This window comes from Dyadobacter sp. CY326 (genome assembly GCF_021390515.1).
Taxonomy (GTDB): domain Bacteria; phylum Bacteroidota; class Bacteroidia; order Cytophagales; family Spirosomataceae; genus Dyadobacter.
This window is the reverse complement of record NZ_JAJUXI010000007.1, coordinates 268,742-285,791: the sequence shown is the minus strand read 5'-3', so window position 1 is coordinate 285,791 and position 17,050 is coordinate 268,742. Positions and strand designations below refer to the sequence as shown.

Annotated in this window: 14 protein-coding genes; 1 reads left to right on the top strand and 13 read right to left on the bottom strand. The window is 42.6% G+C overall.

Going from position 1 to position 17,050, the window contains the following annotated elements; genetic code table 11:
* Window position 1: 1 nt before the first annotated feature.
* Complete coding sequence (locus LZG73_RS15950; RefSeq protein ID WP_233851971.1) at window positions 2–1,144, bottom strand: DEAD/DEAH box helicase; 1,143 nt, start codon at window positions 1,142–1,144, stop codon at window positions 2–4.
* A 201-nt stretch (window positions 1,145–1,345) separates the two neighbouring features.
* Between LZG73_RS15950 and LZG73_RS15945 the strand changes: the two genes are divergently transcribed.
* Window positions 1,346–2,143, top strand: coding sequence for a hypothetical protein (locus tag LZG73_RS15945; RefSeq protein ID WP_233851955.1), 798 nt, complete (start codon window positions 1,346–1,348; stop codon window positions 2,141–2,143).
* A gap of 3 nt (window positions 2,144–2,146) precedes the next feature.
* Here LZG73_RS15945 and LZG73_RS15940 read toward each other — a convergent pair whose 3' ends face one another.
* From LZG73_RS15940 to LZG73_RS15885, 12 genes are all read right to left on the bottom strand, one after another.
* Window positions 2,147–3,877, bottom strand: coding sequence for a M14 family metallopeptidase (locus tag LZG73_RS15940; RefSeq protein ID WP_233851950.1), 1,731 nt, complete (start codon window positions 3,875–3,877; stop codon window positions 2,147–2,149).
* Window positions 3,878–3,894: 17 nt separating this feature from the next.
* Complete coding sequence (locus LZG73_RS15935) at window positions 3,895–5,052, bottom strand: lipase family protein (RefSeq protein ID WP_233851948.1); 1,158 nt, start codon at window positions 5,050–5,052, stop codon at window positions 3,895–3,897.
* A gap of 83 nt (window positions 5,053–5,135) precedes the next feature.
* On the bottom strand, window positions 5,136–6,164 hold the full coding sequence (locus LZG73_RS15930; protein WP_233851946.1) for a hypothetical protein: 1,029 nt from the start codon (window positions 6,162–6,164) through the stop codon (window positions 5,136–5,138).
* 5 nt (window positions 6,165–6,169) lie between these two features.
* A complete protein-coding gene (locus LZG73_RS15925; RefSeq protein WP_233851943.1) occupies window positions 6,170–8,854 on the bottom strand; it encodes a hypothetical protein in 2,685 nt (894 codons plus the stop codon).
* A gap of 11 nt (window positions 8,855–8,865) precedes the next feature.
* Window positions 8,866–9,609 (bottom strand): glycosyltransferase family 2 protein, encoded by a 744-nt coding sequence (locus LZG73_RS15920; protein WP_233851939.1) that lies wholly within the window; start codon window positions 9,607–9,609, stop codon window positions 8,866–8,868.
* Window positions 9,610–9,684: 75 nt separating this feature from the next.
* Window positions 9,685–10,803, bottom strand: coding sequence for an acyltransferase (locus tag LZG73_RS15915; protein ID WP_233851937.1), 1,119 nt, complete (start codon window positions 10,801–10,803; stop codon window positions 9,685–9,687).
* Between the two features lie 2 nt (window positions 10,804–10,805).
* The gene (locus tag LZG73_RS15910; RefSeq protein WP_233851935.1) at window positions 10,806–12,500 is read right to left on the bottom strand and encodes a hypothetical protein; all 1,695 of its coding nucleotides are present in this window, start codon (window positions 12,498–12,500) and stop codon (window positions 10,806–10,808) included.
* Window positions 12,497–13,417: a transketolase family protein gene (locus tag LZG73_RS15905; protein ID WP_233851932.1), complete on the bottom strand. Its 921-nt coding sequence runs from the start codon at window positions 13,415–13,417 to the stop codon at window positions 12,497–12,499. Before LZG73_RS15905 ends, LZG73_RS15910 begins: the two co-directional genes overlap by 4 nt.
* A gap of 21 nt (window positions 13,418–13,438) precedes the next feature.
* Window positions 13,439–13,798, bottom strand: a complete 360-nt coding sequence (locus LZG73_RS15900) for a helix-turn-helix domain-containing protein (RefSeq protein ID WP_233851928.1) — start codon at window positions 13,796–13,798, stop codon at window positions 13,439–13,441.
* An 11-nt stretch (window positions 13,799–13,809) separates the two neighbouring features.
* Window positions 13,810–14,103: a type II toxin-antitoxin system HigB family toxin gene (locus LZG73_RS15895; protein ID WP_233851917.1), complete on the bottom strand. Its 294-nt coding sequence runs from the start codon at window positions 14,101–14,103 to the stop codon at window positions 13,810–13,812.
* A gap of 78 nt (window positions 14,104–14,181) precedes the next feature.
* Window positions 14,182–16,176 (bottom strand): NAD-dependent epimerase/dehydratase family protein, encoded by a 1,995-nt coding sequence (locus LZG73_RS15890; RefSeq protein ID WP_233851909.1) that lies wholly within the window; start codon window positions 16,174–16,176, stop codon window positions 14,182–14,184.
* Complete coding sequence (locus LZG73_RS15885) at window positions 16,169–16,996, bottom strand: transketolase (protein WP_233851899.1); 828 nt, start codon at window positions 16,994–16,996, stop codon at window positions 16,169–16,171. The genes LZG73_RS15890 and LZG73_RS15885 overlap by 8 nt, the downstream gene beginning before the upstream one ends.
* Window positions 16,997–17,050: the final 54 nt, after the last annotated feature.

The window sequence follows — 17,050 nt, the reverse complement described above, 5'->3', positions numbered from 1 at the left end:
GTCACCTGGCGGCAGCATAGGGATGATCATTCACCACCGGAATATTTTTAGCGATCAATTTGTGAATGTCTTTCAAATATGCTTTTTCGTCCAGGTCACAAAATGAGAAAGCAGTTCCTTTCGCTCCTGCACGACCGGTTCGGCCAATTCTGTGCACGTAAGTTTCCGGAATGTTTGGAATCTCGTAATTGATGACATGCGTCAAATCATCCACATCAATTCCTCTTGCAGCAATGTCCGTCGCAACCAAAACCCGCGTTGTTTGACTTTTAAAGTTCTTCAATGCGTTTTGACGTGCATTTTGCGATTTGTTTCCATGAATGGCTTCTGAACTTACGCCAGCTTTTCTCAAAACTTTCACCACTTTGTCAGCGCCATGCTTCGTCCTTGTAAAAACAAGCGCGGTTGCAATGGATTCATCTTTCAAAATGTGCAGAAGCAATGAATTTTTATCTGATTTATCAACAAAATAAACAGACTGACGAATGGTGTCCGCAGTGGAAGAAACAGGTGTAACTTCAACTTTTTGTGGATTTCTTAAAATTGTATTTGCCAATGTAACAATGGCGGGAGGCATGGTCGCCGAGAAAAACAACGATTGTCTTTTTGCAGGAAGCAGCTTGATCACTTTTTTGACATCATGAACAAAGCCCATGTCAAGCATGCGATCCGCTTCGTCCAAAACAAAAAATTCCAGCTGGTTTAATTTGATAAAACCTTGATTGATAAGGTCTAACAAACGTCCCGGCGTTGCGATCAACACATCAACGCCCCTTTGCAGCGCGTCCGTTTGAGGCTTTTGCCCAACTCCCCCAAAAACAACTGTATGCTTAACGCCCGTGTGCCGTCCATATGCCGCAAAACTCTCACCAATTTGAATGGCAAGCTCGCGTGTCGGCGTCAGGATCAAAGCCCTGATGTGACTTCTCTCAAACTTCCCAAATGGATTATTATGAAGCAGTTGCAACATTGGAATGGCAAAAGCTGCTGTTTTTCCCGTGCCCGTTTGCGCGCAGCCAAGTAAATCTTTTTGTTCCAGAATAATAGGAATCGCTTTGGCCTGAATCGGTGTGGGAGTTGTATATCCTTCTTCTTGCAGAGCCTTAGCAATAGGCTCAATGAGTTTTAAATCTTGAAATGTCATTTGATTTTTTTAAAGAGCTGCCCCGAAAATCTTAATTTAAGCAGCCAGAATAATTTAAAAGGCGTTGTGAGCCAAGGATATAACAGAAGTGATTTTCTAAACGTTCAGTCTATATACTCTGCAAAAGTATCAAGGATTATTTAAATTTGGTCAACATTCATCAACCCAAATCGCATTATGATCAGGTCCATTACGCTAACTATGTTATTATCAGTGACATTTCTGCTTGCAAACGGGCAGGACATTTTGGTTAAAAAAAACGGCACCACCGTCGAGGGTAAGGTTATCGAGGTTGGGATAGACCGCGTTTCGTATAAAATCAATTCTGACGAAAGCAGTGCAAACTTTGTGATCAGGAAAAGCGAGCTTAGCCGCATTGAATTTGGGAACGGGCAAACGGTTTTTTTGGACGAGCGCAATTTACCTAAAAACAAAAAAGCTGTCACAGATCAGGCAGCCAGCACATTTGGCAGACATTTAATTAATTTTTCTCCCTTCAAAGCCTTGGACAGCGGGCCGGGCCTTGGTTTTAGTTATGAGTTTCTGGCCGACAAGCGCGGATATTTTGGCGTTATTCTTCCGCTAAGTCTGGTTTTTCCTGACCGTTATGATTTTTCGATTGATGGCAATGGTGATCAGAAGGAAATGTTCTATTTCTCTCCCGGGCTGAAAATTTATCCGTTTGGGCAGAGGAAAGTGACTTATGCAGTTGGTCCAACTATTTTTACCGGGTTTGGAAATGGCGTTCGAAACAATGGTTCATATGATCCGAACACGGGCATGTATACCAGCAGTGGAACAGAGACCAAAATCTTTCGTTTTGGCATTATTGTCAACAATTATGTCAATTTTCAGATCACTCCGCACTTTCAAATCGGTTTGAATGGTGGATTGGGATCGAGATACATTGACAAGGAAACCTACAACTCATTCAGCAGCTCCAACGGCGGCATTAACATTACGGGGGAGTTTAATTTCAATATCGGATTGCGTTTTTAACGATCACTTCATCAGGCGAAAAACGGGATAACGCATGTATTCTTTCTCCCTGTAAGGCGAGTTGTCGTAAATAAAGTCGAGTTGCGCATTGCCGTTCTTGGCAAAATCAGGATCAGCTTTTCGCTTTTCTTCCAACTTCGCCTTCAACTCCGGATTTTTGTCAAGAAGCTCGGCAGCAAGATCTTCAAACACATAACCGGAGTAATGTTCTTTCGACTGCAAAATGGTGTCAAAAAAATTCCATTTGAAAAACGAATCGACGCCCTTAGGCTCCAATGTTTCAACAATGTAACGGTTATTTGATTGATCTACAGGAATATACCAATCTCCTTGTTTGAATGTGATCTTTTGTTTTTCGGTTCTTAATGTGACATTTGTGTGCCAGTAATGTCCTTCAAATGGCTGCTTAGGCGTTTCCAAATCCCCGATATAATAGGTCTCAACTTCCATTTCAGTATCTTTTTCAAGCTGCTTTACTTTCACTTGGTTGAGTTTTAGCAAATCAATGACATTGTGCCATCCCTGCGGAATAATGTAAGCAATGGGCTTGGTGACTTCATCCAACGGAACGTAAGTGTTGTAAAAAGGAATTGTTTTTGTAAATGGCTTTGATCGGTTGTAAAACAATCTTTGCGCGCCGCTAACCTTGCTGGTCAGATATTCCGGCTCGTAACCTTTGAATTCGATTTGCGTATTTTTCTCCTTATTCACCTGCCAGCTGACAGCAAATTTTGCCTGCGTTTTAACCGATTGTTTTGTCTCATTTCTCAGTCGCAGCAATTCCTTTCGATTTGCATCCAGAAATTTAATGTTCCCCAGCAAATAAGCATAAGTGGATCTAACGCGCTGATCGTAAGGCTTTAATATGTGTGTTTCAGTCATGACGCCAATGGTGTGAAACAATGCAGCATAACCTGTCGAATAGCGCGGCCAATCCGGAAACTGCACGAAACCTTTGTCAGGCGTTTGCCCCCAGGAGTTGACATAAGGCGTCGCTTCAAAGCCTGATTCCTTCAAATGTTTGTACATGTATGGCAAGAAAACCTTTTCATTGAACTCGCCCAGCTTACCGCCAAGCTTGTCCGACTGCGCATGATCGAGCGTCATTACATATTGATAATCAGCGCCGTTGCTGACGTGCGTGTCTGCAAAAAGATCCGGATCAAGTTCATGAAAAATCGCGGCAAAACTCCGGGCGTTCCGCGTATCGCTTTTGATAAAATCGCGGTTAAGGTCGTAATTCCGGGCATTTCCCCGAAAACCATATTCTTCCGGTCCGTTTTGATTGGTGCGCGTTGTGTTGTTGCGGTTCAATGTCCCGCCGATATTGTAAAATGGAATAATGGCCAAAACAACATTGTCCAATTCTGGAAATCTCTCGGGATTGACGGCAATGTCGCGCAGCAGCAGCATGGAAGCGTCAACGCCGTCGGGTTCACCGGGATGGATCGCGTTGTTAATGAAAAGAATCGCCTTTTGCTGTGATTTAAGTTTCTTTATATCAAAGGTTTTGCTCTTCGAATACAAAACCAGATGAAGCGGTTTGCCGCTGTCTGTCAGACCTTTTTCAGTAATCTGAATCTGGGGAAAGTTTTTGGCAAGAAGCTTGTAAAATGCGATTCCTTCTTCATAAGTCGGTGTTTGTTTGCCGCCACCTGTCTCAAAACGGGTTTTATATTGAGCATTAGCCGAAAAATGGAGGATTAATAGGAATAGAAGGAGTGATAATCGCATGTCGGCAGGTTATTGTTTTAATGTTTGTATTGCTGAATTAAATACAAATAAGGGCCCATCAAATGATGGACGAAAATATCTTTGTTCGAGTCTGGGAACTGCTTATAATATTCAGCGTCAGGCAATAATGCAATCGTCGGCCCGATCCGAACGTAATTATTGCTTTTGAAATAAACCGGTGGCTGAAATTCAGGCAGGTTTTTGATGATTGCTTTGGACGCATAGTCACCCAAATATTTCTGATAATTTTTTTGCGCTTTTTTGCTTGGATTTTTCATGCGCTTGTAGGCATGCCTGAGCGCCAGTCGCGCCAGTAACTTTTGCTTTTTGATCACTGGGTCAATGTTTTTGAAAGGGTTCGTTTCGTTGAAGTCTTCCAAAGTTTGAACGGAAAAAGGCACTTCCGGCACCCAATCCGCTGCATTGACCACATTAAAACCCCAGCCCCCTCCAATCAAATTTTCATATTCATAAGCATAATAAGTGTTTCCCGCTTTGGGGCTCGCGCTGCAATAAGTTTTGAACTGAATGTCTTGCGGCAGTTTGTTTTGCTTTTGAAGATTGTACAAATGTGAGGTCAGCAAAAAAGTGATTGCTCCACCCTGACTGTGGCCCATAACCAGAAATTCTTTGATCCCCGCTTTATAACACGAATCGATTTTTGGCACAATATCCCTCGCTAGAAACGCAGTGCCCACCAGCCATCCAATGTGTACAGCCGCCTTCGCGTCGTCGGCCAAGTGATATTGAAATGTGAAGTCTTTTGAAAGTGTCAATTCGCCTCGGGCAGGCACCATTGCTGCATAAAAATTTTCCAGCCATCCAACCGGATTAAGCGTTGTTCCCCTGATGTTAATGACTGCAATCGGATGCGCATTGCTTTTCCAAAGCGCCCATTTGTTGTCCAATCCCATGGCGGGAGACGCATACACAGGTTTGTAATGCGCAGGTTTCGGAATTACTGTTTTAGGTTTAGCCGTGTCGGCTTTTGTAGAGTCATAAAGCAGCACATGCATGCGCAAAAGCTCTATATATTCCGATTTATCAAAGCCCGGTTTTAACTTGTTATTCTGAGCATTTAAAGTGAAATTGGAGGAGGCGATTAAAAGCAAAAAAATGTTTAGAAATAGCCTTTTGGTCGTGATAAGCTTTAAACTTCCATGATTTTCACGCATACATTGGATCTGTCGATGATGAGACGCTGCATTTTTTAGTTACTTAAATGTATGCATTCCCGTCAGATAAGCAGGCAATGCATTTAAATATTTTCCTGATCAACGAGGCTGTTAATCAATGCATTCACTTTATTAAGCCAGAGATTTTGACCCTCGCAGGTCCAATGCGAATCTCCTTTTAAATACGAAGCAGTTCCCATTTTTCTAAAATCACCCAGCACATCAATATAAGGAACAGGAAGTTTCGGATGTTGGTAAACGCGCTCAATTAGTTGATTATAAGCATCATATTCGGGATGGACAACAGAGACTTTATTGGGAATTATGGATAAAGCAACAAAGTCAAAGCCCATTGCCAATGCTGAATCTTTGGTCAGTTGCAAGTTTAAAACAAGCGAATCCAGCTCAGAATTGCGTATTTCGGAAAAAGCGGAAGTGACATTGGGCGTGTCCGTGTCCATGTAAGAAACCACGCTCCGGTCATTATCAACAAGCGTCACGCTCGTGTTAACGCGATGAAATAAATGATAAGTGAAGTCCGCCTTCCATTCTTTCACTTTCAAGAAGGCTTCGTTTTGGAACAAAAGCGCTTCAAACCTGTCCTGCGCATATTTTCCATTGAATGCGTCGTCCAGTTGATTCATGAATTTGGAAGAAACCACTCGCTGAACAAACGTCGCCGAATCCGGAAGAATCAGTGAAACCGGCGTTGCTAAATGTTGCCTAAAATGTCGCTCAACCGATTCCAGCAATAAAATATTCGTTTCGGCAGTGTCCAGTTTGGCATGCAGCAAATCAGACCATTTGACGTGCGTGTAGTTATCGACTGAAAAGTCCTGCTGTCCGACGCGCTGCTCTTCTGTGAAGCTGTCACCGATAATATATAGATGAACCCTTTTTGAAGAATGCTTTTTAGCAGGAGGACTGTAAGCCGGACATTCTTTTCGGGGATCTTTAAAGGCGGAAAGGTTTGCCATGCGGTAAAGGTCTCCATACTGATAACCATCGGTGATCAATTTGTATTTACCAACCAATGACAGCAGGGTAGGATTGAGGCCTGCGGCCCAAACAATGCATCCCAACACTAAAACAATGTATTTTAAAAACCTCATATCTGTTAACGCAATTTCACGGACCAGACCTGGATCTTTTTCTCCGACCGACTGAATATAAGCAATTTATAGTAACCCGGCTGATAAGTGAGTTGCACCGGCATTTCTGATGGAATTGCCTTATCGCCCAGTCGTTTCCCCGTCATATCAAAAACGGTCGTATAATTACCTGATTTGATGGTGATAAAGCGGTTATCGACGCCAAAAAAGTGATATTGAATGATCGAATTTGGTAAAATATCTTTAATCTCAAACAGGTCATTCCCATCCTTTGTGATAATCGCCGTTTTTGAATTTAACGACCTAACTAAAATCCAGTCGAGAGAATTTCGGTCGAAAAGTGTTTTGAATTTCGAACCTGGTTCCGGGCGGAGCAGTTGCTTGCGGGAAGTGATTTTCCCGTCGAGACCAATGCGGATCAGTTCACCTGACACACTCACGCCGACAAGCTCGGGCTGGCCGGTTTCGGCATTTTGCGTCCATGTAAACGCGCTTTCCGTTCGGGTCAGGATGTCGACCGGGAAGCCTGGACGAACTGTCCCGTTTTCTTTTAGTAAAAATATCTTTCCGTTTTTTTGTGTCACGATGAAGCCCCGGTTGCCAATCTGATTCAATGCAACAACAGGACTTTGAATGTTTTCAAACTTTGTGGTGTGATTCAAGCGTCTGATCGGCTTTGTCACAGTTTCCCAAATAAATAATTCTTCGGCGTTGTTCTTGATAATGAACCGATTGCTGCCGTCATCGCCGCCATCAATTGCGTATAACGCGGCAATGTCTTCGGAAGAAGGCAGGGTTGCAGTGAATGTCGTAACCGTCGTCGAATCGTCTTCATCCAGTGCGTAAACGGTCCTGTTTGTCGCAAAAATGCGTTGCTGCCTGCCGATATTAAGGAAATCAACTTTATAAGCGGCAGTTATAATAGGACCGTTTAGTTTGGCGATTGTTTGTGTTTTTCCTTCTTTCAGATTGTTGGTTCTGAGCAGGTTATGTGCCTTGTCGGTAAGCAGGATTTCGGAACTGCCATCAATTGGGTTTTGCAACGCCGCGAGCTCGGAGTCAAAAATGTCAGGCCATTCAATGTCAATGTTCAGGAATGTGCGGTTGAGGACTTTTCTGGCTGTCTGTCGCTTTTTGGCAACAAGCGTAATTTCAGGAATTGCGTCACCATCGTCGTATTTACATTGAAATACAATCGATTCCATTTTGGAAACCAAGTCGCTATATTTTTTGATTCCATCACTTCCCGCCCTGGATTGGGCCTTGCGCAAGTTAACGATTAATGAAAGTTGCGCATCGGATTGTGCGGAAGTGAGCACGCTGTCATATTCTGGCGACTGCTTCCATGTGATCTGGTTTTCGTAGTCAACAATGTAGTTTTGAAGGACTTGCGAACTGTTGCTGATCACCAGATAAGGTGCAATGTAAGTAATGTAACTTCTTGTGAAACCTGTAAACATAGGCCCGTAAAGCCCGGAGGGCAATTCGGAAATGGGCACGGAATAAATGTCATAACCCTGATATTGGTCAATGGCGACATTGGTTTCTTCGTTTGCAAGGCGCGAGAGCTTTTGTAAAACCGGCCGCAGTTTCTCATAATTTGAAAATTCAGCCAGCAGGATTTTGCCGTCGCTAATGCTGTTATTTTCTTCCAATTGACATAAAATTAACTCTGCGCCCAGATTGTCAATCAACAAATTGCTTTCTTTTCCAATGTAATAATTCAGCTTATTCCAGGATTCTGATTTGTAACCCTTGTGCCAGTCGGCAAATTCTTTTTGAAAAGCCTCGCGGTCAACGACAGCCGATCTATACAAAAATGAAGTTTGCTGAGAAATGTGCTTGTGACCGGTGAATGGCGCGCCCGGAATGTCTTTAACGATATCAGTCAGGTAATAATCGGGTGGGGTTGTGCCTTTTGACTTTAAGGATAGGTTGCTTTTTGTCTTGGCTTCGTCAATGTGATAATCCTGAAAATTGGGAAAGTTTCTGCCAAATTCATAAAAATTTGCATTCACATTATCACCAGAAATAACGGATTTCCAGGCATCATTGCGCAAATAAATGCTGGTGCCATAATCAGCATCATTGATATCGGCAAACCTGGATTTCAGCTTGAAAGATTCAATGTTAATCGAAGAAGCACGCACGGCATCTTCAATCAAATCTCCATAATAACTTACGATAAGATAATGATCCTCAATCAGATAAGAGAAAAGCGGACGTGAATTGCTGTCAATGATATCGGTAATCCGGTGATTCTGAAAGTTATGGTGCAGTGCCCGAATATTCGGATGTCTTGGCAAGCTCAACCATTTTGTTTCCTCCTCATTTGCAATGGGAATGTACATGATTACGCCCCATTCTGTGCTGGTTCTGGGATGATAGGAATAGGAAACTGCCTTGTCTTTCAGGAAGTTATATAGTTTCTTTTGATCGTTGGTAAACAAATTGAGCAAGGATAAATTATCGCTTGCGATGTCTAATAAAGGAAGGCGCTTAATGTCAACAGAAGCCTCTGTGGCGATGTAAGTGGAATCTTGAAGGTGCTCACTCGTAATGACGACAATTGCACTGGACGGGATAAACTTCCAGGCAGCTGCGGAACCTCGTGAATATTGGAACAGAAAATATCCTGCTGCCGCAATGACAGCAGCAAGCAGGATAGCAATAATGTATTTTTTCGACACAAGCCTAGTTTTTAAGCACGGATCGCTTTGACTTTATTATTGAGTTCAAGTCGAAACCGCAACAGTTCTTTAAAGCTGCGTATACAAACCTTCCAAAGGTTCCATTTTACGATCGAAACCGTTCCGGTTTCACGATCTTTATGTGTAATGGGGATGTCAAATAATTCCTGACCAGACTTTTTGGCCATAACGGATAGGAATATATTTGGTGCAAATGGCTCTGGATCAGGAAGCTGATTCATGAGTTTTTGCAAGAATGTTCCTTTGATCAAACGGAAAGGAATATTACTATCCATGATGAATGTCCCGTAAACCGTGGAGATAGTCCCGCGCAGGAACTTTGTGATAAACAAACGCACGCCAGCATCATGTCTCACCTCGCGGTAACCCAGGATAAACTGCGATTGGCTGCGTTTATTCCATAATTTATCAAAATCATCGGAGACAAATTGGTCATCGCTGTCGGTCTGGAAAACATATTCAGAATTCAATTCCAAAGCCTTGCGATAGCCATTCACGACTGCATTGCCATGACCACCATTTTTCTGATTAATAACAGTCAGATTGGTAACTTTTTGCTGCAATTGGTCCAATAGCACTTTTGTATTATCCTTGGATCCGTCGTTGATTACGATGAGTGTTGTATTGTCGTTGGGAAATTTATTTTTAAGAAAATTAGTCCAATTATATACTACCTTTTCGATACAATCCTGTTCATTGTATGCGGGCATTACTATACTAAGAAGGTACGACATGCAGAAACTTATTTGGTATGGTTGCGCAAAATTAATAAATAAAGCCTGTAACCGGGCTATCGGTCTCAAAAATTACTAAGCGTACCTGTCTTTCAGCGCATTAATTGGCTTTTCAAAAAAGTGCCAGGAGATGGATGCAACAGCAATTGTAAGCGTAATAACAACGAACGCTTCGAAAGCAACCGAACCTTTTAAATCAGGAGCATATTGGTATATTTTCCGGAAAAGCCGGACAGTTGGATGCATTGGACCGCTGTGAAAATGATTGTAAACAAAGTTGTGATAGAGATATAAGCCATAACTTATTTTTCCCAGATAAATGCTCACCGGATTTTCAAGGAAAGCCGCCATTATTCCAGTATATCCCATCACCGCTCTTCCAATAAGAAAAAAGCCGAAAACGGACGAAACCGTTCTATCCAAAACAACGAACGAGACATTAAACCTGTTATCAAAGGATTTGGACCAGAATTGAAGCAACAACCAACCTGCAAACGCAAGTAACACCGGCCACGACTTATTAAAGAGATTTACAAAAAAATCGTTCCTGTAAACTTGCAGCCAAGCCAGCAGTCCGCCGAGCGCAAACGAATCGAGACAAGAAGGCGTGCTGACATAAGTGACAATCCAGTCATCAATTGCAAAGTCGGGATTAGCGAAATAATAGTAAAAGCGAAAGGCAATGCTAAGCAAGCCCATGATGCCCAAAACCGGCACCAGCTTGTTTTTTGGGATAAAAAAGATGAGAAACGGGAAGAATAAATAGACCTGCTCTTCAACAGCCAGCGACCACAAATGATCCATGGAACCCATCCAGGTTTTGTTCCAGGCCATGTAAATGTTGGTTCCGTACAATGCGAGCCAGCCAAGCTTTTCCCTGACCGGCGGCACATTGAAAACATAGAGCAGGAAAATCGTCAGATAATAAACTGGAAAAATCCTTATCGTTCTGCGAATGAGAAACTTACTTAAATATTTTTTAAATCCGCCAGGCGTTCCGTAATTCTTTTCCTTGCTTTTTAACAGAATTCGGGAAATTAAAAAGCCGCTTAATACGAAGAAAATTGTTACGCCTGTGGCGCCAACGGGAACTGTATTTATTTCTACAAAAAGATGTTCGATAAGCACCAGCGCAATGGCAATGAATCGGATTCCATCAAGTTGGATAATGTGTCCTTGTGAATTGCTGCGCATGTTTACCAGTTTACCTTCGCTTTATTTTCCTTAGTTTCTTTTACCTGAACTTTCTGATTTTGAAATAAAATCGCTGTTTGTTCTCCTTGCACGCGCACCAATCCGACATCATAAAGTCCCTTCTTCATTTTTGAATAGGGAATTTCTGCGCGGAATCCCGGAGCAAAGTAATATTGTTTCAAAAACAGCTCTTTTCTGCTCGTATTCCTGGTTCGGGATGCAGGAAACAGATAAAATCGATTCTTTGAACTGAGCAGAATGTAGACACCGCTGTCTTGCAATCTTTGACTTGTGAATGTGCTGTTTTCAACAACATAATTGTCGTTTTCGGCTTTGAATGAACTGTTGTCGAAAAGTTCGGTCATTCCGCGCGAGTTGCCTGCGTAAGTTTGCCTGTCTGCAAGCTTAATGAGCGGAAGCAGTTTGTCGTAAAACACAGGCGTCTTTTCCACAATGTTGGCTGCAAACGAAGTGTCGGCAGGGTAGGCGAGCTCTTTGTCAGCAAAAGTCCAGTTGAACTGATCCGTTGTAAGCATTTTACGCAAATTGTACGCGTCCACCAAATGATAGTGATAACTGAAAACATTAAACAGAACGCCCAGAAACACAATGGCCGTAATGTAAGGCGATAAAAAACTGCCGCGAATGGGAATGACCAGATACAAATACGCGATGATCAGCAGCAGCACAGAATAAATTTTATAACGGCTTGTCACCAGTCCTTCCAACCCAAAACCCGCACGACTGTAAACGACGATCAATGCTGTGGCCAGTATAAAAAGAATGGTTCCCAGGCAAAATAGATCTGTAATGCGTTCAAACTTATTTGCGTATTTATTGCGAACGATGCGGAAAAGTGTCGTTGAAACAATGGAAACAGCAACCAGGAACAAAATTATCCCCAGCAGAAAACATGCTTTGAAATGATCAGCAACAGGAATTGATTCGGCAAATGAGCCCAGAAAGGCCATATAACCTTTGATCAGCTGAAAAAAGGAAGCCCGCGAAACAGGATTGGATTCGGGCTTGACATACCAATTGAAATAGCAGAAAATATAAACTGCACTTAAAATGGTCCACAATGCAAACCGCTTTCTATTTTGAGATAAGAAAAGCAGTAATGCTCCTAATGGAAGCACGAGCAAGCCATTTCCGCTGGTCAGGATCGTTATTCCTGCCAAAATCAGCGAAATGATATATGGGACCGTCTTGAAATTTATGCAAAGATAAAGCGTCCAAAGTGTCAGCGTTACGACGCCAAAGTTCTGAATCGCAGCCATTCCCCAATACATATTTTCCCAAAAGGCGAGCGTAAGCCAGAGAAAAGGAATGGGGAGGAGCGCGAAAAGTGGCTTTTTGTTCTTTTTAAGGAGTTCGTACCAAAGTGGAATAACGGCAAGCAGCAACAGATTTCCGGCTGTCATCAAATGCCGGTAATTCAACGCTCCGAAAGCTGAATAATCCAGCCAGGCGATGAGCCGTGTTGTAGAAATCCGGTGCTCGTTGTGTTGTTTGAAAAGCAACCATATCTTTTCTTTCCAGGTCGTCGCATGCGCATAATAGAGGATGAATTCTTTCAGCGCGTGGTCGTCCCACTTGGGAATGTTAATCGCATAATAATTCCAGACCGTAAAGTAAATCAGGACGGGTAGCAATAAAATCAGGCTCAGAATGACGGTTAAAGCCTTTTTTGTCATGCCGGAATCATTAATTGACCAATATGTGAAATAATGGAATCAGGGTCTAGTCCGGACAATTTTTGGTGATATCCCTGGCTGCCATAACGACTGTTTGGATAACCTTCTGCCTTTAAACTTTTGAAACTGCGTGGGAAAATGCCTTTTTCCAATAATTGAATGGAAAGTTGCTGTGCAAGTCCGCCCGTGCTAATGTGCTCTTCCGCAACAAGAATAGACGGCGCCTTTCTGATCAATTCAATCAAGTCATCATTGATCTGCAATGGGAAATGCAATGCTGTGACAACATTCACTTTTGCTGCAAGATCATCGGCCATTGAAAGGGCAGTCATGACGTTATTAGCAATCGGGCCAAGCGCAAATACTGTGATTTCAGCCGTTTCAGGAGCATGTATTATTTTAAATGACCCGCTGGCGTAGCTGTTGTCGGGCGTTGTTTTCCCCGCACCCAGGCGCAGATAAGCCGGACGGGCATCCGCAACGATCTGCTGAATGACGGACTCTACTTCATCTGCAAATGCCGGCACCCACACATTCGCATTTTGCTGGCCACTCAGACAAGCCAAATCTTCAATCGTGTGGTGACTGCTGCCCATGATTCCGTAACCATATCCGCCACCATTGCCCACAAGAAAAACGGGTAAGTTGTTAAAGCACACATCATTGCGGAACTGTTCTAGGCATCTGTAAACGATAAAAGGAGCAATGCTGTAACAAAAAACTTTATATCCTTTATGTGCAAAGCCAGCTGCAACGCCGATCATATTTTGTTCCGCAACGCCTGCATTGATAAATCGCTTTCCCATTTTGGCCTGCAAATTTTCCAATGCATTGTAGCCGAGGTCGCCAGTAATAAAAACAATAGAATCATCTTCCACTGCCAATTGCTCCATAGCGCTTGAAAATTCTTTTCTCATTCGGTTTGTATGATGATGCTGTTAAGCATTTCTAAGTAGAAATCCTGGATCAACGCCCAGTTTTAAATAAACTGCTTTCAAGAATGTCACATCCGGCTGTCTTTTCCCATTTAAAATTTGAGACAGTTTGTCAGTTGTTATCTCAAGCAAAGCTGATAATTGCTTTTGTGTAATCTTACGCTCATACATTTTGAGCTCAACCATTTCCACGACCGTCTCGGGTTTAGGCAATGGATAAAACTTCTTCTCATAGTCCTGAATTGCTTTTGCCAATTCAAGAAACTCTTTTTGTTTGTCCGTATTATCTTCAAAATTTTCCGCAATAAGGCTGTCAATTTTCTTAAAAGCCTCATTATAATCTTGTTCAGTCGAAACGCTCATAGCAATGCTTTCTAAATTATTGAAACATTGATCTTGTCATATTCACTATGCGCTCCGAACCAACGAATGTAAACTGTTCGAACGCTGAAAAATATCATTGCCACCATTCTAAATTGGTTGCCCTTGACATTGAAGACGAATCTGTTGTCTCCAACATAATCCACACTGTTGAAAACCGATTTCACTTCCATGAAATTGGCCCAATTCGAAGACTCCGTTTTGCTTGCCCATTCAGCAATTGCAATTTTAGCCTCGGGATATTTAATGCAATAGTCGTGTAAAGTCTTCTGTTTGATAATAACCATCAAGCGACAACATTGATTTGAATTTATCCAATATAATCTGAGATTTCAAAATTTGTTGAGCTTGTGTGATGGTTGAAGTTATTTACGCAATTGCTTTACCAATGTCCTGATTTCGTCTGCCGTTTTGTATGATTTTGAGCCGCGGCGAATTTTGGTTCTAATGTATTTTGGACGCTTTTTAGTTTCCTCGAAAATTTTGGCAATGTATTCTCCTAAGAATGAAATGCCGAGAATCGTAAGCCCGCCAAAGAAAACGACAAGCACAATAACCGTGCTGATTCCTTGAGGAGTGTCTCTGAAAAACACGAATTTGGCTAATATTTGCCAGATAATGCCTAAAATCGACAATCCGGTCAATGCAAAACCTGCATAACTCATTAATTCCAACGGTGCAAAACTGAATGAGAAAATCGCCTTTTTTGCCCACCAGATGTTCTTTGTCCAATTATTGGTTGAAACGCCGAACATTCTTTCTGGCCTCACATACGGAACGCCCGTTTGCTTGAAACCAACCCAGGCGCGCAATCCTCTCAAAAACTGCTCTACTTCCTGCAAATCAACCAATTCCTTGACAACCTTGCGATCAATCATTGAAAAATCACCAGCATCTCGGGGAATTGGAATGTAGCTAAGCCCCTGAAAAACTTTATAAAACGATTTGTAAAAAAAGTGAATGTGCGGCTTCATTTCCCGCTGCACGCGAACGCCATAAACGACGTCGAAACCATCCATCCATTTCTCGTAAAAAGCAGGGATGATTTCTGGCGGATCTTGTAAATCACCGTCCATCAACACAACGCAATCACCCGTTGCAATTTCCATCCCGCTCAAAAACGCCGACTGAGAACCGAAATTTCTTGAATGACTTATTCCAACAACATTCGGATCCTTATCGCAGATTTTATTAATCACTTCCTCCTGATTATCAGGCGAATTGTCATTTACAAAAATAATCTCATAACGCACTTTCAGATCATTAAAAGTCTTCACAAGACGCTCATACATGAAAGGAATCGCCTGCGCATCTTTATAACAAGCAATAATTGCAGTAATGATCGGGTTCAGTTTCGGATTCTCAAAGGCAGGAATGACGCGGTCCTCATATTTAATTTGCGCTTGCCAGTCGCTGTATTTCGACAGTCCAGTTTCCAGCGGAGTTTTAGCTTTCCAGCCGAAATCTTGCTCAAATGCGCTTGGATCTCCAAACCATTCAGCCAAATCCCATTTCCGGTTGGACATGCTGCCCCACTGCGGCTCTTGCGCAATGGCAAAGGTCTTTCTGGAAGTTTCAACAAGGCTGCCCATCGTGGTTTTGCGACCTGTTGCGATGTTGTAAGATTTGCCGGAAGTTTCCTTGCTGATTTTCAATGCAGCATCCAGAAACGCTTCTACGCAATCCTCTATAAAAACAAAGTCACGGCTTATATCAGGCGAAACTAGCGACGGAAGCTGCTTTTTTCTCGCATTTTCAATCAGTTTCGGGATCAGCCTGTCAGGCTCTTCCCAATATCCGTAAATGGAGTAAAGCCTCAGGTTCAATGTTTTAAGATTGAAAACCTTGGCATAATATTCGAGCAAATAAGCTGCTGAAACCTTGGAAACAGCGTAATGACTGTTCGGTTCTACGCGATCCGTTTCTTTGGGCGATGTGCAATTGAAGCCATATTCTGAGCTGCTCCCGGCGTGAATGTAAACCATTTCGGTCGAGCAGTTTTGCAAAATATTGACCGTCCCGATCACATTGGTTTCGTAAGTCAGGTTGACATTATTCTGCTTGCTGTAAGCTCCGTAAGCAGCAAGGTTGAAAATGGTCAGCGGCTTATATTTCTCAAAAACCTCCTGAACAGAATTGTGGGAAAGGATATCGCAATGGACAATGTTCTCAAAAGGCACATTCAGCAATTTCAATCGCCAAGCCTTTGTTGCATCGTGTGTCAATGCGTAACAGTCCTTGCGGATCTTAAAAATTTCGTTGAATAGATTAGCACCGATAAAGCCGCTTGCACCAAAAACAAAAACAGGCCCTTTTAAACTTTCTATTTTATCGCGGAAAACCGGCAATTGGTCAAGCATTCGTCAATTCATTAAAGTAGCGTTCCTTTACTTCCAGCGTGGCTTGCTCGTATTGGTCTTTGTTCATTGGTAAATAATGCCACTCTAATTTATTCTCCATGTAGGACACTCCTTTGCCCTTTACAGTGTTTGCGATAATTGCCTTAGGAAGTCCGTTTTTATGCGTTTTTAATTCGTCGATCGCCAGACTAATAGCACTAATGTCGTGACCATCAACCTCTATGGTTTCAAAACCGATCGCATTCCATTTTTCCACAGAAGCAGTTTCTCCTAAAACCTTGTCCGTAGAACCAAAACCTTGCAAACCATTTTTATCAATGATCATGAAAAGGTTGTCCAGCTGATTTTGAATTGCGTAATGTGCTGCTTCCCAGGTTGTTCCTTCATTTGTTTCACCATCTGAAAGCAATGCGAACGAATAAGTTTCTTCGCCGCTCACCTTTGCCGCATGGGCAATGCCGGTTGCGATGGGCAAGCCGTGACCCAATGAGCCGGTAGCGAAAGGAATTCCCTTATATTGTCTTGGAGCAGGGTGGGCTGGGAGCGATGTCCCGTCGAGGTAAAAAGTGTCCAGTTCTTCGTCTGTGATCTCGCCTGCTACATTCAGGCACGCGTAAAGCGCAGCTGCGGCGTGGCCTTTGGATAAAATGAAGGTGTCTTCCTCTGATTTTTGCAAGAAAAGGACCGCGATCATCAGGTCGATACAGCTTAACGAGCAGCCGATATGACCGGCGTTGGCTTTATGGTAAAGGCCCAATATTTTAAGCCGAAGTTCTCCGCTTATCTGTTTTGGGTCGTTCAATATCTCTTCTGCGGTCATGCCTGTGTATATGTCGATATTAAGAAAATCTCACGAAATAAAGGGCTAATCTTC

Bases quoted from the DNA above. Each gene is read 5' to 3' on its own strand.
- LZG73_RS15920 (WP_233851939.1), bottom strand. From the start codon at position 9,609: ATGTCGTACCTTCTTAGTATAGTAATGCCCGCATACAATGAACAGGAT.
- LZG73_RS15900 (WP_233851928.1), bottom strand. From the start codon at position 13,798: ATGAGCGTTTCGACTGAACAAGATTATAATGAGGCTTTTAAGAAAATT.
- LZG73_RS15950 (WP_233851971.1), bottom strand. From the start codon at position 1,144: ATGACATTTCAAGATTTAAAACTCATTGAGCCTATTGCTAAGGCTCTG.
- LZG73_RS15915 (WP_233851937.1), bottom strand. From the start codon at position 10,803: ATGCGCAGCAATTCACAAGGACACATTATCCAACTTGATGGAATCCGA.
- LZG73_RS15905 (WP_233851932.1), bottom strand. From the start codon at position 13,417: ATGAGAAAAGAATTTTCAAGCGCTATGGAGCAATTGGCAGTGGAAGAT.
- LZG73_RS15930 (WP_233851946.1), bottom strand. From the start codon at position 6,164: ATGAGGTTTTTAAAATACATTGTTTTAGTGTTGGGATGCATTGTTTGG.
- LZG73_RS15940 (WP_233851950.1), bottom strand. From the start codon at position 3,877: ATGCGATTATCACTCCTTCTATTCCTATTAATCCTCCATTTTTCGGCT.
- LZG73_RS15885 (WP_233851899.1), bottom strand. From the start codon at position 16,996: ATGACCGCAGAAGAGATATTGAACGACCCAAAACAGATAAGCGGAGAA.
- LZG73_RS15910 (WP_233851935.1), bottom strand. From the start codon at position 12,500: ATGACAAAAAAGGCTTTAACCGTCATTCTGAGCCTGATTTTATTGCTA.
- LZG73_RS15945 (WP_233851955.1), top strand. From the start codon at position 1,346: ATGTTATTATCAGTGACATTTCTGCTTGCAAACGGGCAGGACATTTTG.
- LZG73_RS15890 (WP_233851909.1), bottom strand. From the start codon at position 16,176: ATGCTTGACCAATTGCCGGTTTTCCGCGATAAAATAGAAAGTTTAAAA.
- LZG73_RS15935 (WP_233851948.1), bottom strand. From the start codon at position 5,052: ATGCGTGAAAATCATGGAAGTTTAAAGCTTATCACGACCAAAAGGCTA.
- LZG73_RS15895 (WP_233851917.1), bottom strand. From the start codon at position 14,103: ATGGTTATTATCAAACAGAAGACTTTACACGACTATTGCATTAAATAT.